At 70.8% G+C, this 25,385-nt stretch carries 22 protein-coding genes; 10 read left to right on the top strand and 12 right to left on the bottom strand.

What is annotated here, in order from left to right:
• Positions 1-136: 136 nt before the first annotated feature.
• Both ACIBHY_RS00565 and ACIBHY_RS00560 read right to left on the bottom strand, forming a co-directional pair.
• Positions 137-1,576: an alpha/beta hydrolase gene (locus ACIBHY_RS00565; RefSeq protein ID WP_397305508.1), complete on the bottom strand. Its 1,440-nt coding sequence runs from the start codon at positions 1,574-1,576 to the stop codon at positions 137-139.
• 180 nt (positions 1,577-1,756) lie between these two features.
• Positions 1,757-2,983, bottom strand: coding sequence for a serine hydrolase domain-containing protein (locus ACIBHY_RS00560; RefSeq protein WP_397305507.1), 1,227 nt, complete (start codon positions 2,981-2,983; stop codon positions 1,757-1,759).
• Positions 2,984-3,179: 196 nt separating this feature from the next.
• On the opposite strand from ACIBHY_RS00560, the gene ACIBHY_RS00555 reads away from it, so the two are divergent.
• The 4 genes from ACIBHY_RS00555 (at position 3,180) to ACIBHY_RS00540 (ending at position 6,831) form a co-directional block, all read left to right on the top strand.
• Entirely contained in the window at positions 3,180-3,839 is a 660-nt protein-coding gene (locus tag ACIBHY_RS00555) for a helix-turn-helix domain-containing protein (protein WP_397305506.1), read from the top strand.
• Between the two features lie 285 nt (positions 3,840-4,124).
• A complete protein-coding gene (locus ACIBHY_RS00550) occupies positions 4,125-5,351 on the top strand; it encodes a serine hydrolase domain-containing protein (protein WP_397246765.1) in 1,227 nt (408 codons plus the stop codon).
• Between the two features lie 206 nt (positions 5,352-5,557).
• A complete protein-coding gene (locus ACIBHY_RS00545; protein ID WP_397305505.1) occupies positions 5,558-6,121 on the top strand; it encodes an AAA family ATPase in 564 nt (187 codons plus the stop codon).
• 71 nt (positions 6,122-6,192) lie between these two features.
• Complete coding sequence (locus tag ACIBHY_RS00540; protein WP_397305504.1) at positions 6,193-6,831, top strand: hypothetical protein; 639 nt, start codon at positions 6,193-6,195, stop codon at positions 6,829-6,831.
• A gap of 105 nt (positions 6,832-6,936) precedes the next feature.
• Here ACIBHY_RS00540 and ACIBHY_RS00535 read toward each other — a convergent pair whose 3' ends face one another.
• Positions 6,937-7,827 (bottom strand): helix-turn-helix domain-containing protein, encoded by an 891-nt coding sequence (locus ACIBHY_RS00535; protein ID WP_397246763.1) that lies wholly within the window; start codon positions 7,825-7,827, stop codon positions 6,937-6,939.
• A 343-nt stretch (positions 7,828-8,170) separates the two neighbouring features.
• Here ACIBHY_RS00535 and ACIBHY_RS00530 point away from each other — a divergent pair, with 343 nt between their 5' ends.
• From ACIBHY_RS00530 to ACIBHY_RS00520, 3 genes are read left to right on the top strand one after another with little or no spacing between them, the layout of a single operon-like run.
• Positions 8,171-8,689, top strand: coding sequence for a (2Fe-2S)-binding protein (locus ACIBHY_RS00530; RefSeq protein WP_397305503.1), 519 nt, complete (start codon positions 8,171-8,173; stop codon positions 8,687-8,689).
• Positions 8,676-9,677 (top strand): FAD binding domain-containing protein, encoded by a 1,002-nt coding sequence (locus tag ACIBHY_RS00525; protein ID WP_397305502.1) that lies wholly within the window; start codon positions 8,676-8,678, stop codon positions 9,675-9,677. Before ACIBHY_RS00530 ends, ACIBHY_RS00525 begins: the two co-directional genes overlap by 14 nt.
• On the top strand, positions 9,674-11,965 hold the full coding sequence (locus tag ACIBHY_RS00520) for a xanthine dehydrogenase family protein molybdopterin-binding subunit (protein ID WP_397305501.1): 2,292 nt from the start codon (positions 9,674-9,676) through the stop codon (positions 11,963-11,965). Before ACIBHY_RS00525 ends, ACIBHY_RS00520 begins: the two co-directional genes overlap by 4 nt.
• A gap of 140 nt (positions 11,966-12,105) precedes the next feature.
• Here the strand turns inward: ACIBHY_RS00520 and ACIBHY_RS00515 are convergent, their stop codons facing one another.
• Positions 12,106-12,798, bottom strand: a complete 693-nt coding sequence (locus ACIBHY_RS00515) for a winged helix-turn-helix transcriptional regulator (RefSeq protein ID WP_397305500.1) — start codon at positions 12,796-12,798, stop codon at positions 12,106-12,108.
• Positions 12,799-12,839: 41 nt separating this feature from the next.
• Here ACIBHY_RS00515 and ACIBHY_RS00510 point away from each other — a divergent pair, with 41 nt between their 5' ends.
• Positions 12,840-13,259: a DUF1761 domain-containing protein gene (locus ACIBHY_RS00510; protein ID WP_397305499.1), complete on the top strand. Its 420-nt coding sequence runs from the start codon at positions 12,840-12,842 to the stop codon at positions 13,257-13,259.
• A 346-nt stretch (positions 13,260-13,605) separates the two neighbouring features.
• Here ACIBHY_RS00510 and ACIBHY_RS00505 read toward each other — a convergent pair whose 3' ends face one another.
• Positions 13,606-15,147 (bottom strand): serine/threonine protein kinase, encoded by a 1,542-nt coding sequence (locus ACIBHY_RS00505; RefSeq protein ID WP_397305498.1) that lies wholly within the window; start codon positions 15,145-15,147, stop codon positions 13,606-13,608.
• Positions 15,144-16,592, bottom strand: coding sequence for a hypothetical protein (locus ACIBHY_RS00500; RefSeq protein ID WP_397245418.1), 1,449 nt, complete (start codon positions 16,590-16,592; stop codon positions 15,144-15,146). The genes ACIBHY_RS00505 and ACIBHY_RS00500 overlap by 4 nt, the downstream gene beginning before the upstream one ends.
• 105 nt (positions 16,593-16,697) lie before the next feature.
• On the opposite strand from ACIBHY_RS00500, the gene ACIBHY_RS00495 reads away from it, so the two are divergent.
• The gene (locus ACIBHY_RS00495) at positions 16,698-18,677 is read left to right on the top strand and encodes a hydantoinase/oxoprolinase family protein (protein WP_397245416.1); all 1,980 of its coding nucleotides are present in this window, start codon (positions 16,698-16,700) and stop codon (positions 18,675-18,677) included.
• Entirely contained in the window at positions 18,668-20,350 is a 1,683-nt protein-coding gene (locus tag ACIBHY_RS00490; protein ID WP_397305497.1) for a hydantoinase B/oxoprolinase family protein, read from the top strand. Before ACIBHY_RS00495 ends, ACIBHY_RS00490 begins: the two co-directional genes overlap by 10 nt.
• On the opposite strand, the gene ACIBHY_RS00485 is transcribed toward ACIBHY_RS00490, so the two are convergent.
• From ACIBHY_RS00485 to ACIBHY_RS00460, 6 genes are all read right to left on the bottom strand, one after another.
• Positions 20,299-20,877, bottom strand: coding sequence for a Uma2 family endonuclease (locus tag ACIBHY_RS00485; RefSeq protein WP_397305948.1), 579 nt, complete (start codon positions 20,875-20,877; stop codon positions 20,299-20,301). The two genes, ACIBHY_RS00490 and ACIBHY_RS00485, sit on opposite strands and share 52 nt — an antisense overlap.
• Before the next feature lie 63 nt (positions 20,878-20,940).
• Complete coding sequence (locus ACIBHY_RS00480) at positions 20,941-21,579, bottom strand: adenosylcobinamide amidohydrolase (RefSeq protein WP_397305496.1); 639 nt, start codon at positions 21,577-21,579, stop codon at positions 20,941-20,943.
• Complete coding sequence (locus tag ACIBHY_RS00475) at positions 21,576-22,349, bottom strand: ABC transporter ATP-binding protein (RefSeq protein WP_397245407.1); 774 nt, start codon at positions 22,347-22,349, stop codon at positions 21,576-21,578. Before ACIBHY_RS00475 ends, ACIBHY_RS00480 begins: the two co-directional genes overlap by 4 nt.
• Positions 22,346-23,383 carry a FecCD family ABC transporter permease gene (locus tag ACIBHY_RS00470; protein WP_397305495.1) on the bottom strand — a complete coding sequence of 346 codons (1,038 nt, stop codon included), beginning with the start codon at positions 23,381-23,383 and terminating at the stop codon, positions 22,346-22,348. The genes ACIBHY_RS00475 and ACIBHY_RS00470 overlap by 4 nt, the downstream gene beginning before the upstream one ends.
• Positions 23,383-24,327, bottom strand: a complete 945-nt coding sequence (locus ACIBHY_RS00465; protein ID WP_397305494.1) for an ABC transporter substrate-binding protein — start codon at positions 24,325-24,327, stop codon at positions 23,383-23,385. The genes ACIBHY_RS00470 and ACIBHY_RS00465 overlap by 1 nt, the downstream gene beginning before the upstream one ends.
• 197 nt (positions 24,328-24,524) lie before the next feature.
• The gene (locus tag ACIBHY_RS00460; protein WP_397305493.1) at positions 24,525-25,385 is read right to left on the bottom strand and encodes a Gfo/Idh/MocA family protein; all 861 of its coding nucleotides are present in this window, start codon (positions 25,383-25,385) and stop codon (positions 24,525-24,527) included.

Below are 25,385 nucleotides of genomic sequence, written 5' to 3'. Positions count from 1 at the left end.
TCTGAGAGTGTGCACCGAAGACGTCGATGGTGGTGGCGGTGGCGGTCCCGCGCCCGCGGCACGCCGATGGTGGCATCCGCGACGTCCCCGGACATACGCGCCTTCTACGCGCCCGCGAAGGGGCCACCGCCGGGGATCACTCGGCGGGGCAGGTCGTGCCGGGCGCGGGGAGCTTCAGGTCGGTGAGGTACGCGGTCGCGTGCCCGATCGGGCACTTCTTGCCCATCATCCACAGAACGTGGCCGGGTCCCTCGTAGGCGACGGTCACCGAACCCGGGATCATCTGGGTGAAGGTCCTGGTCGTCTCCACGTCGCCGGACGTGGTGCCCACGCCCAGGACCGGCGGGAGGCCGTGCGGCGGGAGCGGGCGCGGAGGGTTGGCGATCTTCAGCGGCCAGCCCGTGCACCCCGGGCCGTCGAACCGCACGGAGCCGAGGTTCGGCATGGTCCTCTCCGCCGTGCGCCGGTAGTTCCGCAGTTCGGCGTAGCCGGCGAAGCCGCGGCCGTCGCCGCAGTTCATCGCCAGGATGCCGGGCCAGGCCCACGCCTGGATGCCGAGGACCGAGGGGCCGAACCCGGACCCGTCCCCGCGCCGCGCTTTGTCGACCGACTCGGCGAAGGTGAGCCAGGCCGCGTGGTCGTCGTCTGGGGCGGCGGGGAAGGCGAGCTGCCTGAGCATCCACCCGGTCATCTCACCGTCGCCGAAATGGGGAGAGGAGGCCGGGATCGGTTTGCGGTCGGCGGCTCGGACGAGTGCGCGCCAGACCGCTCCGGCGTCCTCGCCGTGCAGCGCGCAGGCGGGCGTGTCCGCGCACCAGGTGACGAACTCCTCGAACTTCTTCTCCCAGACGGCCGAGATCCGGAGCGTCTGGTCGTCGTATCCGGCGGCCTGGTTGATCACCCCGTCGACGTACAGGGCCCGGATCCGCTGCGGGAAGAGCCGGGCATAGGCGATGGAGGCCACCCCGCCGTAGGAGTGGGCCAGGAGGCTCAGCCGTTCCTCGCCCAGCCCCACCCGGATCGCCTCCATGTCCCTGGCCATCGCCATGTTGTCCAGGTGGGCGAACAGTCCGGTGGTGTCCGCCTTCTGGCAGGCGAGGAACGCCTTGGCCATCGCGGCGGCCTGGGCGTCGAACCGCCTGCGGCTGCGGGGGTCCTCCAGCGTGACGCCGGCCTTCTTGCAGATCGTGGGCATCGTCGTGAACCAGAGGTTGGTGCGCGGACGGTAGAAGACGAGATCGAAGCGGCGGCCCAGTTCCTTGAGATTCCTCGCGGCGTACTTCAGATCGGGGATGCCGCTGTTTCCCGGTCCGCCGGGCACGCCCAGGACGCTGCCGATCCGGCGGGCGGGCTCGGTGGCGGGCAGCCGGGCCAGGTCGAGCCGGATCTTCCGCCCGCCGGGCTCGGCCCAGTTCACCGGCACCTCGATGGACGCGCACTCCGTGGGCGCGGGAAGTGTCGTGTCCGAGCACGCGCCCCAGGTCAGCCGCCCGGCCTCGGCCGCCGCCGCGACCGGCGCCGGTGCGAGCGCCGCGATGGCCGCCGTGGCGGCGAGGATCGCGAACGTCCTCTTCACCGCACCCACCCCGGCGCCACGGATCTCGTCGCCCCCATGGGGATGTCCAGGGGATCCTTGTGTGATCATGACTTTCATCCTCCGCCGATCGGGACCGGGTCTCGTCGTCCGCGCGGAGGATTGTCGTCTGGGAGCCCGCTCCCAGACGCACTCCGGTGCGTCCGCCTGTCCACGGGGCGTCTACCGGGTCGGCTTGGCCTCGTCGGCCGGTCCGGCTTGCCCGCCGCCGAACACCTTCGTGAGGAGGTTGTCCCGCGCCTTCGGGAAGGCCTCCGCCAGATCGGGCGCGGCGTCGCCGTAGGTGATCGAGGCGGCGAGGGTGGTCCTGCCGTCGGGCGTGCCGTACAGCACCGACACGTAGCCCCCCGCGGTGCTGCCGTTGTGATGGAGGACGGTGCCGCAGTCCGGGCCCAGGTCCTGCACGTAGGTCCCGAGGCCGTACCCGCCGAAGGGGCCGGCGCTCCTCGGGTCCGTCCTTCGCATCTCGGTCAGCAGTTCGGCAGGCAGGAGCTCGCCACGGTTCAGCGCGGAGAAGAACGTGGCCAGATCCTCGGTGGTCGAGATCATGTCACCGGCGGCGGCCGTCATGGAGGGGTTCTGGCGGGTGACGTCGATCACCTTCCCCTTCCCCGCGGCGTCCTGGTAGCGGAAGTAGCCGTGGGAGTACGGCCGGGGAAGCTCGGGCGAGGAGCCCGGCAGCACCGTGTCACGCAGCTTGAGCGGACCCAGGATCCGCAGTTTCATCTCCTCGGCGAGCGAGTGGCCGGTGACCTCCTCGATCAGCAGTTGTGCCAGCGTGTAGCCGGTGTTGGAGTAGCTCCACCTCTCGCCCGGCTCGAACCTCGGCCCCTTGGACAGTCCGAACCGCACCAGTTCTTCCGGCCGATAGGTCGTGAACCGGGCGTCCGCCCAATCCGCGCCCCCCGCCGGGATCCCCGGCTCGACCGACCCGTCAACGCGAAACTCGCCGGTGTAGCTGTACAGACCGCTGGTGTGCTGCAGCAGCATCCGCGCGGTGATCCCCCGGTCCAGCTCGAACGCGGGCAGGTAGTCGGCCACCGGGCCGTCCAGCTCGATCTTGCCCCTGGCCACCAGTTGCAGCACCAGGGTCGCGACGAACGGCTTGGTGCTGCTGCCGATCCGGAACCGTCCGTTCGCCGGCGGCTTGGCGTTCTGGCCGAGCTTGCGCCGCCCGGCGCTGCCGGCCCACTCGCCCTGCTCATCGTTCACGCGCGCCTGCACACCGAGAAATCCGGCGTCGACGATCGCCTGGATGGCCTGCTGCAGTTCCGGGCGGTCCTGTCCGGCAGTGGCCTTCGGCACGTCTTCGCCGCCCGCACCGGTCAGCGGCGCCGCCTTCGGCGTCCCGCCTCCGGTGTTCTTGGCGGTGGGGAGGGATTCACTCATCGCCGTTCCTCGATTCACGATAGTACTCGTCTTGTGGTGATCGAAAGCTACGTTGCATTCGACATTATGTCAATCCAAAGGAATGCATAAGCGCAGGTAAAAAGCCATATATTGGAGCAATGACGCTGAGCTCGAACGCAAGACTGTTGCATTGACTGGCGGCGAAGACAACACTGGCGATATGCCAGGAGGACGATTGACCCAGCAGGACCGCGAGCGCATCGCGTCCGGACTCGCCGACAAGCTCTCCTACGGCGAGATCGCCAGGCGGCTCGACCGGCCGACCTCGACGATCACCCGGGAGATCGCACGCAACGGAGGTCCTACCGGGTACCGGCCCCAGCACGCACATCAGGCGACGCTCCAGCGAGCCCGACGCAGCGCACCGGCGCCCCCGCGGGCGGACACACCGCCCGACGGCCTGATGGAAGAGGAACTCCTGGAGAGGGCGGTCAGAGCGGGGATGCCGCGGATCACCGCGCGCGTGCACCACGACCTGATGCTGTCCGAGGACGGCAAGCGCACCGCGGCCGAGCTGGCCCACAGGCTGAAGGTCAGCCCGGCCTCCATCTCGGTGGCCGTGAACTTCCTGCTCCAGCAGGGATTCATCCGGCGCGAGCGCGATCCGCGGCGGCGGCGCGACATCTACGTGATCGACGACGACGCCTGGTACCACGCGATCATGATCAGCGAGCGGCAGACGCTCGAGTCGGCGCGGGCCACGATGGCGGCGGCCGAGAGGTACGGGCTCGACAGCCCCGTAGGGCGACGGCTGGCCAAGGCAGCGACCTACCTGGAACGCGTCAGCCTGGACATCATGGATTCGGCAGGCCGCTGGCGCACCCTCCTGAGGTGACGGGATCCAGCGAACCATCCGGCTGGCCAGCGGAGCTTTCACCCGTGCGGAGCCGCGAGATCGCGGCCGCCAGTCACTTCGCCCATTTATGCCATGCTTAGGTGCCATTTGGGCGGTTTGACACGCCTGTGACCAGTGAGCGGCGGCGTGTCAGCGGCCGTGTCAGTACGGCGACGGCCCTGTGTCAACGTGGTCGGCGATCGTCTCCTTCATGAACAGCGCGGCGATCGCGGCCTCCGGGCCCGGCGCCTGGCGAATCGAACACTGAACGCAAGGGGATCGATGATGGAACACGGTAAGAGCGGCTTCTCCGAGGCGGGCCTGCGCCGGGTGCGTGAGGTACTGGAGCGGCATGTCGAGTCCGGGAAGATCCCCGGGCTGGTCGCCCTGGTCAGCCGCGGCGATGAGACGCACGTGGAGACGATCGGGACGATGCGCCATGACGGCGGGGCGCCGATGCGCCGGGACACGATCTTCCGGATGGCCTCCACCTCCAAGCCGGTCACGATCGCGGCGGCGATGGTCCTGCTGGACGAGTGCGGGCTGCGGCTCGACGACCTGGTCCAGGAATGGCTGCCTGAGCTGGCCGACCGGCAGGTGCTCAAGAGCATCGACAGCCAGCTGGACGACACCGTCCCGGCCCGGCGGCCGATCACCGTCCGCGACGTGCTCACCTCCACCTTCGGGCTCGGCATGGACATGACCGTCCTGGGCACCCCGATCATGGGCGCGATCTTCGAGCGGGGACTCACGCCCAACCTGCCGACGCCGGTGCCCGAGCAGGACGAGTGGATGCGCCGCCTGGGCGAACTTCCGCTGATGCACCAGCCCGGCGCGCGCTGGCAGTACCAGATCAGCAGCGACCTCGTCGGCGTGCTCGTCTCCCGGGTCAGCGGACGGTCGTTCGAGGACTTCCTGCGCGAGCGCGTCTTCGAGCCGCTGGGCATGAAGGACACCGGCTTCCACGTGCCCGCCGACCAGATCGACCGCCTGCCGACCCTGTACGCCCCCGACCCGCAGACCGGCGAGTTCCAGGTGTGGGACGAGGCCGAGGGCGGACGCTGGAGCCGGCCGCCGGCGTTCCAGGGCGGCGGTGGCGGCCTGGTCTCCACCGCCGACGACTTCCACGCCTACTTCCGCATGCTGCTCAACGGCGGCACGCACGACGGCCGGCGCATCCTGTCGCGGCCCGCCGTACAACTGATGACCACCAACAGCCTCGCGCCCGAGCAGCAGGCGGCCAGGCACGCCATGGCCACGGAGAACGTGCACATCTCCTTCGGCCAGGGCCAGCAGGGCGGCTGGGGGTACGGCATGGCCGTGCGCACCCACCGCAGCGACTTCGCCCCCATCGGCCAGTTCGGCTGGGACGGCGGCAGCGGCACCTCCACCTACGCCGACCCGGAGACCGGGATCACCGGCATCCTGCTCACCCAGGTCGGCTACACCGTCCCGGCTCCGGCGCGGCTGATGACCGACTTCTGGACCACCCTCTACCAGGCCATCGACTAACCGCCATGGCCCTCGCGGGGCTCCCCTCCCGGCGGAGCCCCGCTCCTTCTCACCTTCCACCCCGAGGGTGGTGCGCCGGCCCCGCGAGCTCCCACCTCCAGAACGGCCGTAGGGCGCGTCACACGACGGCGTTGACGCGCGTTCTCCCGGGGCTGGACACCTGAAAGGCGATTGCCGATCACCAGGCAGGCTGACACGATTCCGGCATGATCACTGCTGGGACGACGGACTGCCTGATCGTGACGGGAATGCCGGGGGCCGGGAAGTCGACGGTGACCAGGCTCGTCACTGAACGCCTGCGGCGCGCGGCGCGGCTCGACGGCGACTTCATCAGCAGGCTGATCGTCAGCGGTCGAGTCGGGGCGCTCGGCGAGCCCGCCGACGAGGCGGCGCGGCAGGTCGAGTTGTGCAACCGCAACCTGTGCACGCTGGCGAACAACTTCTCCGACGCCGGCTTCACGCCTGTGATCGACTGGGTGATCCCCAGCCGCGAGCAACTGGACTTCTTCGCCTCTCTCCTTCCAGCTCGGCAGGTCCTGTTCGTCGTTCTCGCACCGGGCATCGAGGTGTGCCGGTACCGCAACACCATCCGTGACCCACGGGAGCGGTTCTCCTTCGACGGATACGAAGATCTCGAGGCCGGCATGAAGCGAGAGCTCGGCGATGCCGGCTGGTGGTTCGACACCGCGGACCTTACTCCCGAGGAGAGCGCCGACCGCATCATCCGGGAAGCTCCCCATCGCGCCCTGGTGTCGCGTTCTTCCTCCTAGAGGCGCACTGGTAGCCAATACGGCAGGGAGCCGGATCCGCTCTCGATGACAAGCGCTAACCTCTGTTCGTTATGAAACGAGTGTTACTGGTGGCAGCGGTGCTCATGCTCGCGGCAAGCGCCTGTACGGACGCCACCAAGGAGGCTCCGCCCAGCAGCTCACAGGCCGCCCCGAAGCCGGCCACGAAGTTCACCACCGTCGCCGAAGGGTGTGAGCTCCTCGATCGGGAGACCCTCGCCAAGTACCTCCCCGCGACGTCCTGCTCGCTCAAGCTCCAGGACAACTCCCGGACCCAGAACGGAGATGGCGAGCCCATCCTGGACAGACGGGGGCGCTATGAACCCACGGGCTCCGCTGGCAAGAGCGGATTCCACGCCGTCGCCGAGGTCGGCCTGAAACTCAACCTGGACACCTACGCCGACAGCCAGAAGTCGGCGGCCATGGGGAATTCCGGTGCAGGCTCCAGCGACCGCGCGGTCGCTGGGGTCGGCGACCGCGCGCACCTCTACTACCAGGCAGGAACCGAGGCGTCGAACAATCTCACCATGACCACCGGAGTGCTCGTGTCCAGCTGGGGCAACGCCTCCCTCACGGTCTACTACTGGCACTACCAGGCCGCCGCCATCGGCAACGGCGCCGGCCTCAGCGAGCAGAAGATGGCCAAGGCTCTCATCGCCATCACCCGGGACGTCTACGACGACCTGAGCTAGAGCTGGTGCGGTGCCTGATCGGGCTCCATGTCCAGGCCTCTCTGTCACTGGACACCTTTGGCTGATGATCAACTCGCCAGGAAGTGGAGACGAGGGTGGTGCCGGCTACATGTGGGACGGGGGGTGGCCGGGGGTTTCGGTATCTGCCGGTGCCTGCTGAGGTGGTCCGGGCGGGGGCGCGGCGAGGGTGGCGAGGCGGGTGCCGCTGGTGGGGTCGGCGGGTGTGAGGACGACCAGGTATTGGTCGGGGTCCTGCATGACGGTCAGGACCTGCCAGTGCAGGTGGATCTCGCCTGCGGTGGGGTGGTGCAGGCGCTTGCGGCCGATGGCGTTCCTGGCGACCTGGTGGGTGGTCCACCAGTGCTGGAAGTGGGGTTCGCGGCGATTGAGGTCGTCGATGAGGGTGGCGAGGCGTTCGTCGGTGGGGTAGCGGCTGGCGTCCATGCGCAGGAAGGCGATGCATTCGCCGACGGTGCGTTCCCAGTCGATGAGGCGTTCGCGCATGTTCGGGTCGAGGATGGCCAGGCGCAGGTAGTTGCGCCGGGCGGGCGGGACGGCGCCGAAGTCGGTCAGCAGGTCGGCGGCCAGCGGGTTCCAGGCGAGAACGTCCATGAAGCGGCCGAGCACGAGGGCCGGGATGGCCGTCAGCGACGCCAGCAGGACCTGGACCGGCGCGGGCACGCTCTGGCGGCGATGCGGGCGATGCCGTGCCGGGGCGTGGCCGGCCAGCAGCCGCAGGTAGTCGCGCTGGTCGGCGTCCAGCAGCAGCGCGGTGGCCAGCGCGTCCAGGACGCGGCCGGAGGGTGCGGGCAGCCGGCCCTGTTCGAGGCGGGTGTAGTAGTCGCTGCTGATGCCCGCCCGGCCGGCGACCTCCTCTCGGCGCAGTCCGGGAACCCGGCGTGGGTGGTCGGCGGTGTGCAGTCCCACGTCCTGTGGCGCGAGCTCGGCGCGGCGGGCGCGCAGGAACGCGGCGAACTCGCGCCGCTGCTGGTTCATCGGTTCCACATCTCTCACTCTGGCAGATACGGCACCTGCCCTGACCTGGGAGGACATTTCATTCCTAGGAAGGATGCTCCCTTCCTCCCCGGCCGCTTACGAGGCCACCATGGAAGGACAGGAGCTGGAGCCCGTTGCGATTCGGCACGAGGGGTCGCGCTCAGGTGCCGGTGCCGCGACGGCGGCTCGCGTTCCGGTTCGGGGTGAGCCACGAGGGGCACCACCTCAAGGGGGAACACATAGAGTCACGGCCGTCACATACCGTTACGACGGCGGCCGGGATCACGAATCTGCGGTTTCGCCTTATGCCACAGCTGATCATCAGAGGGTGGGGATTATGCCCATGCCGGACGACATCACCTTGCAGGTCAATGAAGTCGAGCGAACGTTGAGCGTCGATCCGCGCGCCACGCTGCTGGACGTGCTGCGCGAACAGCTCGACCTGGCCGGCACCAAGAAGGGCTGCGATCAGGGACAGTGCGGGGCGTGCACGCTCCACGTCGACGGGCGCCGCGTGCTGGCCTGCCTGACGCTGGCCTGCCAGGCCGAAGGCCGGGACATCACCACGATCGAGGGCCTGGCCGGCCAGGACGGGAGCCTGCATCCGGTGCAGGCGGCGTTCGTGGAGCACGACGCCTTCCAGTGCGGCTACTGCACGCCCGGTCAGATCATGTCCGCGGTGGCGTGCATCCGGGAGGGCAACGCCGGCTCGGACGCGGAGGTGCGCGAGTTCATGAGCGGCAACCTGTGCCGGTGCGGCGCGTACCCGCACATCGTCGCCGCCGTACGCCAGGCCGCCGGGCAGGAGGCCGCATACGACGCCCAACAGCAGGAGCGGGAGACCGGTTATGCGCGCGCTTGACTACACCCGGGCCGATGGATTCGAGGCGGCGGTCGAGATCCTGCGCCACGATCCCGAGGCCGAGCCGCTGGGCGGCGGTACCACGCTGGTCGACCTCATGAAGTGCGGGGTGGCCCAGCCCTCCCGCCTGGTCGACCTCACGCACGTGCCCGGACATCGTGCCATCGAGGCGGACGAGTCCGCGCTGCGGATCGGCGCGCTGGCCACCATGAGCGAGGTGGCCGTCCATCCCGAGGTACGACGGCGCTGGCCGGCCGTATCGCAGGCGCTGTTGAAGGGGGCCTCGCAGCAGCTGCGCAACATGGCGACCATCGGCGGGAACCTGATGCAGCGCACCCGCTGCGGCTACTTCCGCGATCCGAGTTTCGCCGCGTGCAACAAACGCGACCCCGGCTCGGGCTGCGCCGCCATGGACGGGGAGAACCGCGGCCATGCCGTCCTGGGAGTCAGCGAGTCCTGTATAGCGATGTTCCCCGGCGACCTTCCGGTCGCCCTCACGGCCTTCGACGCGCTCGTGCACGTGCTGGGGCCGGACGGCCCTCGAAGCGTCCCGATCGATGATTTCTACCTGCTGCCCGGTGACACCCCGTGGCGCGAGCACCCGCTGGAGCGCGGTGAGCTGATCACCGGCGTGGAGGTGCCCGCCTCACCCGCCGCGGCGTACTCGCACTATCTGAAGGTGCGCGACCGGGTCAGCTACGAGTTCGCCGCCGCCTCGGCCGCCGTGGGGCTGGAGATCGCCGCCGACGGCACCATCACCGATGCCCGCGTGGCACTCGGCGGGGTGGCGACCAAACCCTGGCGTGAGCCCGCCGTGGAGGCCGAGCTCATCGGGCGGCCCGCCACGCCTGAGGTGTTCCGGCGGGCCGGCGCGCTGGCCGCCGCCGGCGCCCGGCCGCGTGCGCACAACGGCTACAAGGTCGAGCTGGTGCGCCGTACCGTCACCCGAGCTTTGACCGAGCTGACGGAAGAAGGGACGCAAGGATGAGTATCGACGACAGGCCGATCGAGCCGGCCCCAGGTTCGCCGATCGGGCGGCCCACCAGCCGCCGCGACGCCCGCGACAAGGTCACCGGGGCCGCGCGCTACGTGGCGGAGTTCCGTCCCGAGGGGATGCTGCACGCGGTCCTGGTGACCAGTACGGTGCCCGCCGGCACGATCGGCGCCGTCGACACCACGCGGGCCGAGGCCATGCCGGGCGTGCGCCTGGTGCTCACCCACCACAACTCCGCCGCGCTGGCGCCGCCGCCGCTGTATCCGTTCGGCGCGGCGTTCCAGAGCCTGCTGCCGCTGCAGGACGACAAGATCCGCTTCAGCGGCCAGGCGGTCGGCCTGGTCGTCGCCGACACCGTCGAACAGGCCACCGACGCGGCGGCCCGCGTCCGGGTCGACTACCACACCGCCGCGTTCGTCCCCGGCGCCTCCGCCCCGGGCACCACCTCCTATGGCGCCGAGGACTGCGGCCAGATCGCCGAGGCCGTCCCCAACTACGCCCGCGGCGACGCCGAAGCCGCGCTGGCCGCCGCGCCGGTCACGCTGGATCTCACGTACACCACCCCGCGCCACTACCACTGCGCGATGGAACTGCACTCCACCACCGCCCGCTGGGAAGACGACGGCACGCTGACCGTGTGGGAACCCACCCAGTGGACCGCCGGAACCCAGACCGTCTTCGCCGCCTGGTTCAAGCTGTCCCTGGAGCAGGTGCGCGTCATCTCCCCCTACGTCGGCGGCGGATTCGGCTCCAAGTGCGGCTCACACCCGCACGCCGCGCTGGCCGCCATGGCCGCCCGCGAACTGGGAGCGCCGGTCCAGCTCGTGCTGACCCGGCCCCAGCACTTCACCTGCGTCTCACCGCGCCCCGCCACCAGCAACCGGGTGCGCCTGGGCGCCGAGCGGGACGGCAAACTGACCGCGCTGACCTACGACAGCGTCAACGAGGTCTCCACCGACAACCTGTACGTCGAACCATCGGGCGGCCTGGCCACCCTGTACTACGACGTGCCCCACGTGCGGGTGGACTACCGGTTCGTGCCCGTCAACGCGGTCAGCCCGGCCAGCATGCGCGCCCCCGGCGAGGCCGTCGGCAGCTTCGCCCTGGAATCGGCCATGGACGAACTCGCCGCCGCCCTCGGCCTGGACCCGATCGAACTACGGCTGCGCAACTACACCGAACACGACCCCGTCACCGGCAAACCCTGGTCGGGCAAGAACCTGCGCCGAGCCTACGAGGCCGGCGCGCGGGCGTTCGGCTGGCACGATCGCGATCCCCGGCCCGGCAACATGCGCCGCGGCAGCGAACTGATCGGCTGGGGCATGGCCGGCGGCTCCTTCCCCACCTACGTCCACCCCTGCGCCGCCATGGTGCGCGTGCAGGCCGACGGCGGCGTGGAAGTCGTCAGCGGCGGCAGCGACCTGGGCACCGGCACCTACACCCTGCTCGCCCAGACCGTCGCCGACGTGTTCGGCGTCGACACCGACACGGTGCGGGTACGGCTCGGCGACAGCAGCTACCCCTATGCCGCGTGCAGCGGCGGATCGATGCTGGCCGGCTCCCTGACCCCGGTCGTCCACCAGGCCGCGACCCTCGCCCGCGACGAACTCCTCACCCTCGCCGCGGCCCTGACCGGCACCGACGCAGGCGACCTCGAAGTCAGCGGCGGCCGCGTCCAGCAGACCGCCCAGCCCGGCACCGGACTGAGCCTGGCCGAGGTTCTCGGCAGATCGGGCCGTACGGTCGTCGAGGGCGCCTACGACACCTTCACCGGAGTCTCCGCCGAGGATCAGGCGAAGTTCCACGGCACCCTCGGGCTGATCCGGCTGCCCACGGCCGGGCCGTACTCGGTGTACTCCTGGAGCGCGGTCTTCGCCGAGGTCGCCGTCGACGAAGATCTCGGCACGATCCGGCTCAAGCGCCTGGTCGGCGCCTACGACTGCGGCCGCGTCCTCAACCCGATCACCGCCCGCAGCCAGCTCATGGGCGCCATGGTCATGGCCACCGGCGCCGCCCTGCTCGAAGCCGGTGTCGTCGACCCCGGCCTGGGCCGCCTGGCCAACCCGAACCTGGCCGAGTACATGCTGCCCGTCAACGCCGACATCCCCGACATCGAGGTGCTGTTCGTCGGCGAACCCGACCCGCACGCCAACCCGCTCGGCGCACGCGGCATCGGCGAGATGGGCATGACCGCCACCATCGCCGCCATCGCCAACGCCGTCCACCACGCCACCGGCAAACGCGTCCGCGACCTGCCCATCCTCATGGAGAAGATGCTCTGACCCCGGCGGTCGCCGGGCGCGCCACACCAGCCCGCCCCGGGACGGGAACCATCCACACGCCCGCCGACCCCCAACGGCGGGCACACGAGCCTGGCCTGGCCTGGTCTGCTCTGGTCCGGTCTGGCCGAAGGAGGAAGCACCTACGGCCCGGCCATCGGTGACGGTGCCGGCGCGGTCACCGTGGTCTCCCGCCCCGGCGGGAATGCCTTGCCGAGGATTTCCCTGTCGCCTCGGACAGCCCCCAGGGAGAGAGCCTGGTCGATCGTGAGCCCACCGGCGGCGAGCCCAATGACGACCTCGGGCGCGGCGGTGAAGACCGTGTCCGGCCGCTGATCGGGCCGGATGATCGCGCTGGGCCCGTGCTCGTCGATGCGCAGCACCATGAGAAGTCCGTCCGTCTCGACGCCGAGTTCCACCGGAGGAGTCGCGGTGACTCCCCGGAGCAGGCCGGGGAGGGCGAGCGCCAGCCAGCGCGGCTGGAACGCATCGCCGTCACGCCCTGTCATCACCAGCGGCGCCCCCCATCGGCCGAGCGCCTCCATCGGCTCGCGGAGCCCCGCGCCCCAGGGCGTGAGCGCGTAGACGACACCCGCCTCCTCCAGGCGGCGCTCGACGATGCCATGCGACTCCAGGGCTCGTAGCCGCTCCGCCAGGAGGTTGGTCGCGATCCCCGCGAGCGAGGTTTTGAGCTCGGTGTAGCGCATCGGGCCAGGGAGCAGCTCGCGCACGATCAGGAGGGTCCAGCGCTCACCCACGAGGTCCAGGGCACGCGCGAGGGCGCAGAACTGCCCGTAGGAGCGAGATTGTCGCGACGTCTGCTTGATATTTTCCATCGCGGTTGATTTTATCAACTTCCCGGATTGGAGGGATCCACATGATGATGAGCATCAGCTGGCCGGCCGTGGTGGCCGCGATCGTGGCCGGGACGGCGATCGCCTGGGTGTGGTACGCCGATTGGGGGCTCTTCGGCACCATCTGGCGGAAGCTGACCGGAGTATCCAAGGAGGACTCGAAGCGGGCCGGCAAGCGCCCGTTCGCCGTCCTCGTGGCGTCGATCGTCGTCACGGCACTGGTGCTCGCCGTCGCGTGCTCCATCGCGTCGGGCTTTCACGGCAGCGACCCGCTCTGGCTCGATGTGGCCGTCGGGCTCGCGACCTGGCTCGGGTTCTCGCTGACAACCCTGACGCAGCACAACGCCTTCGAGCAGAAGCCGGTACGGCTCACCGTGATCAACAGCGCGTATCAGCTGACGTTGTTCTTGGGTATGGCACTCGCCGTCGGGTTGCTGCAGTGACAGCCAACGGCCGAAAACCTGCGCAGGACGAAGCCGTGCTCCCGCGAGCGACGACTCCGGCAACGCTGGTCAGCCCGCCTCACCCGCCGCATTCCCTGACACCGGAGAGGCGTTGCCGGATCGGATCGGAGGTTCCTACAGGGCTCTGGCTGGTCGAGTGGGATCCCATCAGCCGGCCACCGATCGGGGCGACGGGCGGAAAGCAGGGAAGGCGCGCGAGCGTGGCGAGTTCCTTGTTTTGAGCCACGGAACCCGGCCGGCACTCGGGGGCCGGAAGGTCACCCGCGAGGGGGAGCTGGGCTCCCCCGTGAGGGAGCCCGAGCGCGAAGCGCGAGGACCTTGCCGGTCAGTTCACACGGACGCTCTGCCGTACCCGGACCTGGGTGGCGTCGTCGCAGGTGGCGCGGGCGCAGAAGTACAGGAGCAGCATCGGTTTCGCCGGGCGGTCGACCACGTACCCGACGAAGCCCAGTCTCGATCCACCCCTCGGGTCCTGCAAGGTGCCGTGGAAGCTGCGGGCCTGGCTGCTGCCCGCCTGGTCCTCGACCGGGTTGCGCGGGATGGTCACCTGGCCGGGCAACAAGCCTTCCAGCGTCGACTTCATCTGGTCTGCCGTCGCGGTGCCGTCCAAGGTGTCGGAGAGCTGGACGTACACCCCGGACGCCGACTCCGGGTCCTCGGAGATGATCGGGGCCACTCTCGACCAGTCCGCGCTGGCCCCCGACACGAACAGCGACTCGAACTCGGCCGCCCTCGGCGACGCCACCGCGAACAGGTCACCGTGCGTGATGGCGGTCCAGCCTGACGGGTGGTCGAAGGTCAGCGGGGCCGCGGCCGTCTGCCGGTAGCCGGTCCACGCGTCGGAGCGCTGGTTCATGAGCAACAGCACCACCAGGACCAGCGCCGCCACCGCCGCCGTCAGGGCGGCCAGCACGATGGGCAGCCTGCCGCCCCGCCGTACCGGCCTCGGGTCCGCGCCGCCGCCTGAGACCGCGCGGCCGCGCGCGGCCGCGCGGAGGGCGGGTGGCTGCTGCCGCGGCGCGGTCTCCGAGACGTGGCCGCTGATCGCGTCGCGCAGCGCGGCCACGAACGCGGTGCAGCTCGGGTAGCGCTGTTCCGGGGCCTTGGCCAGGGCCCGCATCATCACCCCGTCCACCTCGAGCGGCAGATCGGGCCGTATCTGCGACAGCGGCGCCGGCTGCTCGGCCAGGTGCGCCCACAGCAGCGCGATGTCGTTGTCACGCTGGAACGGCAGCCGCCCCGCCAGCGCCTCATAGGCCACGCAGGCGAGGGCGTACTGGTCGCACCGCCCGTCCACCGTCTCCTTGTTGATCTGCTCGGGAGACATGTAGCGCGGCGTGCCGATGAACTGGTCGGTCTGCGTCAGCCCGGAGATCGAGGTGCGGTGCTTGGTGATGCCGAAGTCGGTCAGGTACACGTGGTCGGCGGCCAGCAGGATGTTGGCGGGTTTGACGTCGCGGTGGATCAGGTCGTGGGCGTGGGCGGCGTCGAGGGCGGCCGCCACCTGGGCGAGGATCGTGTTGACCTGGGCGACGGGCAGCGGGCCCCGGTCGTAGATGAGGCGGCGCAGGTCGGAGCCGTCGACGTAGCGCATGGCGATGTAGAGCACGCCGGAGGGGTCGGCGTTGGCCTCGTAGATCGGGATGATGTTGGGGTGTTCGATGCTGGCGACGGTGCGCGATTCCAGGATGAAGCGCTGGCGGAAGCGGTCGTCGACGCTGAGGATCGGGTTGAGGATCTTCAGGGCGACGCGCCGGCTCAGGCGCGGGTCGAGTGCCAGGTAGACGACGGCCATGCCGCCCTTGCCGACGATGTTCTCGATGAGGTACCCGGCGACCTCCTGCCCGATCAACGATCTGTCGTTCACGTCGGCAGCCCGCAGTAGCCGCAGAACCGGTGTCCGTGTCCGAGTCTCATGCCGCAGCCGGTGCAGTAGCGCTGTTCCGAGGCGGTGAGCACGGGGTTGGGCGCCGGTTGGAGCGCCTGGTCGCGGCGTACCACGACGGTCTCGGTGGAGCCTTCGTCGAGGCGGGGCCGTACCGCGGCGAGGCCGTCCGGCGGACGGGGCACGGGGGCGGGCCCGCGGCCGCGGCGCCACAGGAAGTACGCGCCCAGCAGGGCCGCCACGAACAGCACCCCGGCGGCGGCGATGAACGGCCACAGCGGGACGGAACTCCCCTGCCGCACCGGCGCCTGCTTGGTGCCGGCGTCCTCGGAGGTGCCCCGCTTGGCCAGCGAGGTCTTCAGGTGCGCCCCGGCGACGACGTGGCCGGGGTAGAGCTCCATCACGCGCTGGAAGCCGGGTGCGGCCTCGGTGTAGTACTTGGTGTGGAAGCGGGTGAGGGCGGCCTCGAAGGCGGAGTCGATCGCGCCGCGCCTGGGCGTGACGCCGGCCGCGGCCAGGGCGGTGGTGATCTCCCTGACGCCGATCATCCTGGCGTCCTTGCCGCCGCCGATGAGCATGCCGATGACGTGGCCGTCCTTGTCGCCGATGACGGGGGCGCCGATCATGCCGCGGTCGGCGAGGCCGCCGAGTTTGACGGGTTCGTCGACCTTCTTCTCCGGGTCGGCGAAGGGCCGTCCGCCCTGTCCGGAGCCGCCCTGGCCGAGGTGGGCGATCTCGACGGTGTGCTGGAGCTTGGCCGCGGGGCGGCCGAGGAATCCGGCGACGTTGGTCGGCGAGCCCGGCTTGTCGGGCACCTTGTCGGCCAGGGGCGCGGTGGGCATGCCGACGCTGCCGTCGGCGCGGCCGGTGGGGACGAGCACGGCGGGGGTGTCGGGGCCGGCGCCCGCCTTCACGACCTCGGCGGCGAAGCCTTTGGCGTCAGGCGGCGAGATGTTCGGAAATATCGTGATGCTGGTGCTGGCGTTGATGATGCACGTCGCGGTGGGCCGCTTGGGCGGGTAGCAGTCGCGCAGGTGCCGGTCGAGTTGCGGGTCGTCGAGCTTGTGCCGCTTGAAGTCGGCCGGGACCTTCACCTTGTGGTGCTCGGAGAAGACCTTGTTCGCGGCATAGATGCGCACGTCGTCGGGGCTCTGCACGATCCCGGTGAGCGTCACGATGGCGCCCTCGGGATTGACCACGATGCCGGTGCCCTTGCCGATCGGCAGATCGTAGGCACGTTCCACGTGGACGAGGTCGCCGATGTGGTCCAGCAGCGTGATCTCCACGTGCGCCGTCGCCTCGATCCTGACCACCGCCGGCGTCACCAGATCGGTGATGCCGCTCGGGTGTTCGTGAGCCAGCGCGGGCAGGCCGAGCACGACCACGGTCATCGCCGTGGCGCCCACCAGAGCCGTGAGACGCGACATTTCCGCTCCCTACGAAATGGATAGGAACAGCGTCCCAACCACCCGGCATAAGTCAAGGTCCCGACACATAGACAAGCGCTTGCTCGCCATCCTACGGTGAACCCGATGAGCTACGTGATCGCCGTCGACGTGGGCGGCACCTTCACCGATGTGGTGCGGCGCGGATCCGATGGCCGGACCGTGGTGGCCAAGGTACTCAGCACCCATGACGATCCGGTATCAGGCGTAACGGCGGGCATCCGCCGGGTCCTCACCGATCCGTCCGGAGTGACCAGGGTCGTCCACGCCACCACGCTGGCCACCAACGCCGTCCTGGAGCGCAAGGGCGCGCGCGTCGCCTTCGTCACCACCCGCGGATTCCGCTCGGTCATCCCCCTCGGCCGCTACGCCCGCGTCGAGGAGGACCGCTACGACCTGCGCTTCACCCCGCCCCCGCCGCCGGTCGCCGCCGAGGACTGCTTCGAGGTGGCCGAGCGCGTCTCCAGCCGCGGCGCCGTACTCACTCCCCTGGACCTTGAGTCGGTACGGCGGGCCGCCACCGCCATCGCCGCCCGGGGCATCACCTCTGCCGCCGTCTGCCTGCTGCACTCCTACGCCAACCCCGTCCACGAGCGCCAGGTCGCCGCGATCCTGCGCGAGAGCGTCCCCAACGTGGCCGTCTCCAGCGAGGTGTGGCCGGAGATCCGCGAGTACGAGCGCGCCACGACCACGATCATGTCCGCCTACATCGGCCCGCTCATGTCCGACTACCTCAGCCGCCTGCGCGGCAGCCTGCGTGAGCTGGGCATCGACGCCCCCGTGCACGTCATGGACTCCGCCGGCGGCGTCATCTCCGCCGAACTCGCCGCCCGCCGCGCGGTGGCCACGATCGAGTCGGGCCCGGCCGCCGGAGTCCTGGCCGCCGCGGCGAGCGGGCTGCCCGCGGTCATCTCCTTCGACATGGGCGGCACCACCGCCAAGGCCTGCCTGGTGCGCGACGGCGTCCCGGAACTGACCCGCGAGTTCCACGTCGGCGGCAAGGGCAGCTTCGGCGGGCGGCGCGCCGGCACCGGCGTACCGATCAAGACGCCCGCCATCGACCTGGCCGAGGTGGGAGCCGGCGGCGGCAGCGTCGCCTGGGTGGACGAGGCGGGTGCGCTGCGCGTGGGTCCCCGCTCGGCCGGCTCCTCCCCCGGGCCCGCCTGCTACGGCCTGGGCGGTTCCGACCCGACGGTCACCGACGCCAACCTCGTGCTCGGCCTTCTGTCCTCGGCGTCGATCCCGTTGTCGCGGGCTCTGGCGGTGAAGGCCATGGAACGGCTGGCGGTGCCGCTCGGGGTGTCGGCCGAGGAGGCGGCCGGGGCCGTACACGAGATCGTGTGCGCGTCGATGGCGTCGGCGGTGCACGTCGTCACCGTGCAGCGCGGCATCGACCCGCGCGGCTTCACGCTGGTGGCCTTCGGCGGGGCGGGGCCGATGCACGCCTGCCGGGTGGCCGAGCGTTTCGGCATCACGGACGTGCTGGTGCCCGCGCACTGCGGCGTGGCCTCGGCGGCGGGCCTGCTGACGGCGGTGCCCGCGACCGAACGCGTCCGCTCCGCCCTGGCCGCGCCCGGCCCCGCCCGGATCTTCGCCGAACTGGCCGAGGAGGCGGCGCACGACCTCGGCCTGCCCCTGTCCGAGCTGAAGGTCACACGGCTGGCCGACGTGCGCTTCACGGGCCAGGCGCACGACCTGACCGTGGAGTGGAGCGACGACCCCGCCACCCTATCCGCCCGCTTCTTCGCGCAATACACGCAGGTGTACGGCATAGCCCAGCAAGGCCCGACCGAGCACGTGAGCTACCGCGTGCGCGTGATCCACGAAGCCGAGGCCCCGATGCCGGGCACCATCCTCGCGGAGAGCCCCGCGGCGTCCCCGACGAGCAGGACCGTGTATCTGGGCGGTCCCGTCGAGGTCCCGGTGCACACCCGCGCCACCTTCACGGCCCTGGACGGCCCGGCCGTCATCGAGGACCCGGAGGCCACCATCGTCGTCCCGCCCGGCTGGAGCGCCCGCCTCGGCGGGGCGGGAGCCGTACACCTGGAGCGCGCGCCATGGACCTGACCGCCGAGGTGCTGCGCCACGCGCTGGTCGTGGCCGCGGAGGAGGCGAGCATCGTCGTCGTGCGCTCGGCCTACTCCACCTTCATCGTCGAGGGCTCCGACGCCTCCGCCGCGATCCTCGACGCCGGCGGCGCCCTGATCGCGCACTCCATGGCCACCACGCTCATGAACAGCATGGCGCTCAAGGTCGCCCTGCCCGAGGTGCGCAAGGACCACCCGGACATGCGCGACGGCGACGTCTACGTCACCAACGACGCCTACCGGGGCGGCGTCCACACCAACGACCTGCTCGTCTTCCGCCCCGTCTTCGTCGGCGGCGTCCCGCGCTACTTCACCGCCACCATGATCCACGTCTCCGACCTGGGCGGACTGTCGGCGGGCGGCATGGCGCCGCTGGCCACCGACATCTTCCTGGAAGGTCTGCAACTCCCCCCGATCCTCCTGGCCACCGACGAGGGCGTGGTGCCGGCGGTGGAGGCGGTGCTGCGCGCGAACAGCCGTACCCCGGACAAGGTCATGGGCGACGTCCGCGCGCTCGTGGCCGGGACCGCCGTCGCCGCAACCCGCCTGCGCGCCCTCATCCGGGAGTACGGCGAAGCCGGCCTGGCCCGCGGCATAGCCGGCTACCTGGACTACACCGAGGAAAGGACCCGGGCCGCCCTGGCCGGGCTGCCGCGTGGCCGCTTCACCGCCGCGTACCCCGTCGACGACGACGGCCTGGATCCCGGCACCCCGCACCACGTCCGGGTCGCGGTCACGCTGACGGGCCGCGGCGCCGTGCTCGACTTCGCCGGCACCGGACCGCAGGTGCCCGCCGCCATCAACGCCTCGGCGTCGCAGTCGCTGGCCGCGGCGGTGTTCGCGCTGCGCTGCTTCCTGGACCCGACGATCCCCATGAACGAGGGCTGCCTGCGCGCCCTGGACATCCGCCTGCCCGAGGGCTCCCTGCTGAACGCCCGCTCCCCCTACCCGTGCGGCGGCCGGTTCGTACCGATCTACGCGGCGATGGAGGCGGTCATCCAGGCGTTGTCCGAGGCGGTGCCGGAACGGGCGATCGCGGCCAGCGGGATTCTGCAGCCGTTCTCGATCGCCGCGGTGGACGCGCCGTACTGGATCCACCTTTCCTACGACTTCGGCGGCGTGGGCGCGCGGCGCGGCCTGGACGGCCCGGACGCGACCGGCGTGCACTTCGGCATCGGCCGCAACTCGGTGCCGCAGGCCGAACCGGTGGAGAGCCGGTGCCCGCTGGTGGTGGAGTCGGTGGAGACCATCCCGGACTCCGGCGGGCCCGGCCGCTGGCGAGGCGGCCTGGGCACGCGCACCGTCTACCGCTTCCTGACCGCCTGCCACGTCACCACCCGCGGCGACCGCCTGCGCATCCCGCCCCCTGGGCGCGAAGGCGGCGAGCCAGGCCGGCTGGGTGGCTTCTTCAAACGGTCGGCGGACGGCACGGTCGAGCGCCTGGCATCAAAGGTGAACAACGTCCTGTTCACGGAGGGCGAGGCGTTCATCGTCGAGACCACGGGCGGCGGCGGCCTCGGCCCGCCCGCCGACCGGCCCCGCGAGGAGATCGAGGCCGACCTGCGCTCGGGCCACATCACCGAACGCGGCGCCCACCGGGACTACGCCCCGCGCGGCCTGACCAGATCGCCGGGGTCGAACGCGACCTCATAGGGCGTGTTGAGCTGTGCGACCTCGCCCGCCTTGTAGACCTCGGGACCCTCGTAGCTGCCCTCGTCGAGGGTGTAGACGTAGAGAGCTTCGGGCTCGATCCGCCAGTAGGTGGGGATACCTGCCTCGGCGTACGCGGCGGGCTTGGCGGAGCGGTCACGCGCCCTCGTGCTCGGGCTGACGACTTCCACGGCGAGCAGGATGTCCGCCGGGGCGAACATCAGCTCATTGGCCTCCACCGCAGCCGTCGGCACAACCACCAGGTCAGGGATGAAGAAGTCCTTCTCGGTCACTCTGAGGTTCACTGTCGACAACGGCTCGAGCGTCGGTGGCGCGAACTCCTCAAGGATCCGCTCCAACCGCCGGATCGCACGCTGATGCAGAGGGAGGGGGGCAGGGCTCACCAGTAGGCTCCCGTTGAAGAGCTCGTAGCGGTTCCCGTCGTCGGGGAAGCGCAGCAGGTCATCGACGGTGAACGGCGGCTTTCCTGGAAGAACCGTGCTCGTCTCGGTCGGTTCGATCACTGCCATCGCGGTCACCCACCCAGTATCGCGATCGTTGCCCTGGCTCAGATGGTACTTCCCCGATCTCCATCACTTTCCGTCATAAGGTCGCCACCTTTCGGCGCCAAGACGGACCGCGGTGTGGACGGCGCGGGCCATGCGGGAGCCCCAGTCGGAGCGGGGGCCGCCGAAGAGTTCTTCCGGGCCCGAGGAGCGGACGGCCACGCAGACCGCGTCCGAGGCGGTGCCGGTGCACGGGAAGCCGGTTTCGGCGAGCGCCTGCGCCTTGGCCTCCGTCACCGTCATCACGGTGTTGACCAGGGCGGCGTCGGTCATGGCCACGGGTACGACCACGACGATGTTGATCGTGCCCACGCGGATCGGGGCGAGTTCCGGGTCCACCGCGTCCGGAGGCGCGGCGGCCCAGGTGGGAACGCGCAGGCCGACCGTGGCCCAGGCGGTCGCGCCCCCGTCGGTGGCGGTCTCGACGCGGTCGACGGAGGCGGCGGTCATCATGCCGACCCCGGAGCCGCCGGGGCCGAGCGCCGTGAGGTGGTCCACCGGGTCCATGCGTGAGTACCCGGCCACGACCTGGGCGTTCAGGATCCAGGAGCGGGGGCCGATGCCGCCGCCGAGCATGGCCGAGGAGATCGTCCGCCAGCCGGGCCCCAGTTCCCACAGCAGCGACCCGAGCCGGACGCCGTCCTCGGCGCGGTAGGAGAGGTTCACGGTCCTCCTCGGATCAGGTGGACGACGGGCCGCCCGTCCGGACCCGGTTCGATCTTGACATGAGCGTCGAAATGCTTGCCGACCAGCGCCCCGGTGAGCACCTGGACGGGCTTGCCGTGCGCGGCGGCGCGGCCTTCTGCGAGCAGGAGGAGGGTGTCGGCGTACTGCCCGGCGACGGTGAGGTCGTGCAGGGTGGAGACGACGGTGAGGCCGTCGGCCAGGCGCAGCCGGTCGACGAGTTCGAGCACCTGCTGCTGGTGGCCGAGGTCGAGGGCGGTGGTCGGCTCGTCGAGCAGCAGGACGGGCGCCTGCTGGGCCAGGGCTCTGGCCAGGACGACGCGCTGGCGCTCGCCGCCGGACAGTTCGCCCAGCCGGCGGCCGGCGAAGGCGCCCAGGTCGAGCCGTTCCAGGACGGACGCGGTGACCTCCCGGTCGTGGCGGCTCTCCCGCCCCAGATAGGGGATGTACGGCGTGCGGCCCAGCAGCGCGTACTCCGAGACGGTCATGTCGGGCGGCAGGGCCGGCGTCTGGGGGGCGTAGGCGACCAGGCGGGCCCTGGCCCTGGGCTTGAGCGAGGCGGCGGGACGCTGGTCGATCGACACCTCACCGCGGTGGCCGACGATGCCCATGACGGCCTTGAGCAGCGTCGACTTGCCGGCGCCGTTGGGGCCGATGACGGCCAGCCATTCGCCGCGCCGTACCTGGAGGGTGACGTCGGAGAGCACCTCGCGCTCGCCGAGCGTGACCGACAGGCCGTCGACGCCGATCATGTCGAGGTCCGGCGGGTCATGCGGAGCACGGCCACGAAGAACGGCGCGCCGATGAACATGGTCACCACGCCGATGGGGAGTTCGGCGGGGGCGATGACGGTCCGGGCGAGCAGGTCGGCCAGGACGAGGAAGGCGGCTCCGCCGACGAGCGAGAGCGGCAGCACGATCCGGTAGGAGCCGCCGGCGAGCCTGCGCACGACGTGCGGGACGACGATGCCGACGAAGCCGATCAGGCCGCTGACCGCTACGGCCGCGGCGGTGGCGAGGGAGGCGGCCAGCAGGACGGCCAGCCGTACGCGGGAGGCGCGCACCCCGAGCGCGGTCGCCTCGTCGTCGCCCACCGACAGCACGTCGAGCATGCGCCCGTGCACGAGCAGCGCGGCCGAGGAGACGGCGGCGTAGGGCAGGACGAGCCAGAACTGGTCCCAGCCGCCCCCGACGTCGCCGAGGATCCAGGAGTAGATGCGCTGCAGTTCCTCGACCTTGAACTGCTGCACGAACGTCTGGATGGCGGTGAGGAAGGAGGTGACGGCCACCCCGGCCAGCACCAGGGTGGCGGTGCCGCCTGAGCGCCCGGCGGTGTTGCCGAGCGCGAAGGCCAGCATGACGCCGCCGATCGCGCCGGCGAACGCGGCGACGGGGATGGTCAGGACCGGCGCCGGAACCATGACGATCACCAGGGTCGTGGTGAGCCCGGCGCCCGCGGCCGCGCCGAGCAGGTACGGGTCGGCCAGCGGGTTGCGGAAGACGCCCTGGTACCCGGCGCCCGCCATGGCGAGCAGGCCGCCGACCACGGCGGCGACCAGGACTCTGGGCAGGCGCAGCTCGTACAGCAGGCCCTTCTCGATCGGCGCGAGGCCGGAGTCGATCTCGACGAACGGCAGCCAGTCCAGTGCCTGGAGCACGACCTGCCACGGCGAGATGCCGGCGGCGCCGCCGAGCAGGCCGGCGACCATGCTGGCGGCGAGCACGACGAGCGCGCCCGCCACCCAGAGCGGCCGCGCCCGTGCGGGCCTGAGCTGCGTGTCGAGCACTACTTCGCGGCCGCCTTGTTCACCGCGTCGCCGATGGCCTTGGCCAGATCGACGACGCGCGGGCCCCAGCGGGAGGCGATGTCATCGTCGAGCAGGACGACCTGGTCGTTCTTGATGGCCGACAGGCCCTTCCAGCCGGGCCGCTTGGCCAGGGTGTCCTTGTTCTGCTGGCAGCACTTGACGTCGGCCAGGAAGATCAGGTCGGGGTCGGACTGGGCGACGAACTCGGCCGAGAGCTTGGGGTAGCCGCCGGCGGCGCCGGGGGCCTTGTCGGCGATGTTGGTCATGCCGAAGATCGAGTAGATCTGGCCGATGAAGGTGCTGGACGTCGCGGCGTAAGGGGTCTGGTCGAGCTCATGGTAATAGGTGAGCTTCTTGTCCTTGGGCGCGGCGGCGGCGAGCTTGTCCATCTCGGCCTTCATGCCGGTCACGACCTGGTCGGCCTTGTCCTTGTTGCCGGTGGCGGCGCCGAGGTCGGCGATCTCGTCGTAGGCCTCGTCGATCTTCGTGGGGGCCGGTTCGAGCAGGACGGGCACGTTCAGCTTGCCCAGCTCGGCGACGATCTTGTCCTGGTCGTTGGACAGCACGACGAGGTCGGGCTTCTTGGCGACGATGGCCTCGACGTTGGGCTTGAACCCGGACAGCTCGCTCTTGGGAGCTTCGGGCGGATAGTTCGACTGGTCGTCGGCGGCGATCACCTGCGGGCCGGCGCCGATCGCGAAGAGCGTCTCGGTGTGGGCGGCGGACAGCGAGATGATCCGCTCGGGCTTCTTCGCCAGCGTGACGGAGCCGTTGCCCGCCTCGATCGTGACGGGGAAGCCGGCGGCGGGGGCGGCGGAGGTGGGCGGGGCGGACGAGGTGGTGGTCGTGCCGGTCTGACCGCAGGCGGTCAGGACGAGCGTTCCCAGCAGCGCGCCCGCGAAGGCCGTGCGTACGGGCCTCACGAGAAGTCCTTTCAGATCGGAACCGAGAGACCCGCTTGTAAGCGACGGATCACCCTTTTCCACGAGGGTTGATGACGTCGGCGCGGTGGCAGGCGACCTGGCTTTGACAGTTGCGGGACAGCGCCGGACTCACACCGGACTTCGCTGCGACACTGCGCGTCGGACAAACGCTATCAATTCTCCGAAGCTGGTCGGAGTCAAGGGGTGGTGACTTGATTCTCCGCCTCGGAGATGATGCGCTGCAGCCGCAGTCCGTGGGCGGCGTCCAGGGGGTGCCCGCCGCCCTGCCTCACGGTCCGGGCGAACTCGGCGGCCACGACGTCCAGGGGGTCGTCGTCGAAGTGCGGGAGCGTCACGTTGCCCTTGCGGCCGTAGACGGCGAACGTCGAGGGCGGCAGGTCGCCGGCGCCGGCCATGCACAGGGAGATCTCGCTCACGGCGCCGCCCTCGTGGTCGAGCAGCAGCCCGACCCAGCCGAGCGGGTTTCCGTGCGCGCGTACGCCGGTCACCCGGCCGAGCGCGGCGTCGAGCAGGTCGATGACGTGCGGGCCGACGTCGAGCAGCGCGCCGCGCTGAAGCCGCCACGGGGTGCCGAACGGGTGCTCGCCGTTCAGCACGTCGCTCACGTTGACGGCGTGCCCGCCGAAGGGCTCGATCTCGGCGCACCGGGCCAGGAACTCGCGGGCCTGCGGGGCGTACCGCAGCGTGAGCAGCATCTGCGAGGGCACGCCCGCCTCGGCGACCGCGTCGGCCAGGCGCTGGGCGCCGTCCAGGGAGTCGGCGAGCGGCTTCTCCAGCAGCAGCGCCTTGCCCGCCCGCGCCGCCTTCACCCCCAGCTCAGCCTGTACGGCCGGCGGCACGCAAAAGCACACCGCCTCACACACGTCGAACAGGTCCTCGATCCGCTCGAACACCGGCGCCCCGAGCCGGGCGGCGGCCTCCGGCCGGCGGGCCCAGGCTCCGGCGAACTCGATCTCCGGGCTCTGGGCCAGCATCGGCGCGTGCGCCATCTCCGCCCACGGACCTGCCCCGACCAACCCGACCCTCACCGGTTCCAT

The sequence above is a fragment of the Nonomuraea sp. NPDC050547 genome (genome assembly GCF_044457345.1).
Lineage (GTDB): Bacteria > Actinomycetota > Actinomycetes > Streptosporangiales > Streptosporangiaceae > Nonomuraea.
Note: the sequence above shows the minus strand (reverse complement) of the source record. Positions and strands in the feature narration are given on the sequence as shown.

Excerpts from the sequence above, each read along its gene's own strand:
- ACIBHY_RS00560 (WP_397305507.1), bottom strand. The coding sequence starts at position 2,983 with ATGAGTGAATCCCTCCCCACCGCCAAGAACACCGGAGGCGGGACGCCG.
- ACIBHY_RS00550 (WP_397246765.1), top strand. The coding sequence starts at position 4,125 with ATGGAACACGGTAAGAGCGGCTTCTCCGAGGCGGGCCTGCGCCGGGTG.
- ACIBHY_RS00545 (WP_397305505.1), top strand. The coding sequence starts at position 5,558 with ATGATCACTGCTGGGACGACGGACTGCCTGATCGTGACGGGAATGCCG.
- ACIBHY_RS00540 (WP_397305504.1), top strand. The coding sequence starts at position 6,193 with ATGAAACGAGTGTTACTGGTGGCAGCGGTGCTCATGCTCGCGGCAAGC.
- ACIBHY_RS00535 (WP_397246763.1), bottom strand. The coding sequence starts at position 7,827 with ATGAACCAGCAGCGGCGCGAGTTCGCCGCGTTCCTGCGCGCCCGCCGC.
- ACIBHY_RS00530 (WP_397305503.1), top strand. The coding sequence starts at position 8,171 with ATGCCGGACGACATCACCTTGCAGGTCAATGAAGTCGAGCGAACGTTG.
- ACIBHY_RS00525 (WP_397305502.1), top strand. The coding sequence starts at position 8,676 with ATGCGCGCGCTTGACTACACCCGGGCCGATGGATTCGAGGCGGCGGTC.
- ACIBHY_RS00520 (WP_397305501.1), top strand. The coding sequence starts at position 9,674 with ATGAGTATCGACGACAGGCCGATCGAGCCGGCCCCAGGTTCGCCGATC.
- ACIBHY_RS00515 (WP_397305500.1), bottom strand. The coding sequence starts at position 12,798 with ATGGAAAATATCAAGCAGACGTCGCGACAATCTCGCTCCTACGGGCAG.
- ACIBHY_RS00510 (WP_397305499.1), top strand. The coding sequence starts at position 12,840 with ATGATGATGAGCATCAGCTGGCCGGCCGTGGTGGCCGCGATCGTGGCC.
- ACIBHY_RS00500 (WP_397245418.1), bottom strand. The coding sequence starts at position 16,592 with ATGTCGCGTCTCACGGCTCTGGTGGGCGCCACGGCGATGACCGTGGTC.
- ACIBHY_RS00495 (WP_397245416.1), top strand. The coding sequence starts at position 16,698 with ATGAGCTACGTGATCGCCGTCGACGTGGGCGGCACCTTCACCGATGTG.
- ACIBHY_RS00490 (WP_397305497.1), top strand. The coding sequence starts at position 18,668 with ATGGACCTGACCGCCGAGGTGCTGCGCCACGCGCTGGTCGTGGCCGCG.
- ACIBHY_RS00485 (WP_397305948.1), bottom strand. The coding sequence starts at position 20,877 with ATGGCAGTGATCGAACCGACCGAGACGAGCACGGTTCTTCCAGGAAAG.
- ACIBHY_RS00475 (WP_397245407.1), bottom strand. The coding sequence starts at position 22,349 with ATGATCGGCGTCGACGGCCTGTCGGTCACGCTCGGCGAGCGCGAGGTG.
- ACIBHY_RS00460 (WP_397305493.1), bottom strand. The coding sequence starts at position 25,385 with ATGGAACCGGTGAGGGTCGGGTTGGTCGGGGCAGGTCCGTGGGCGGAG.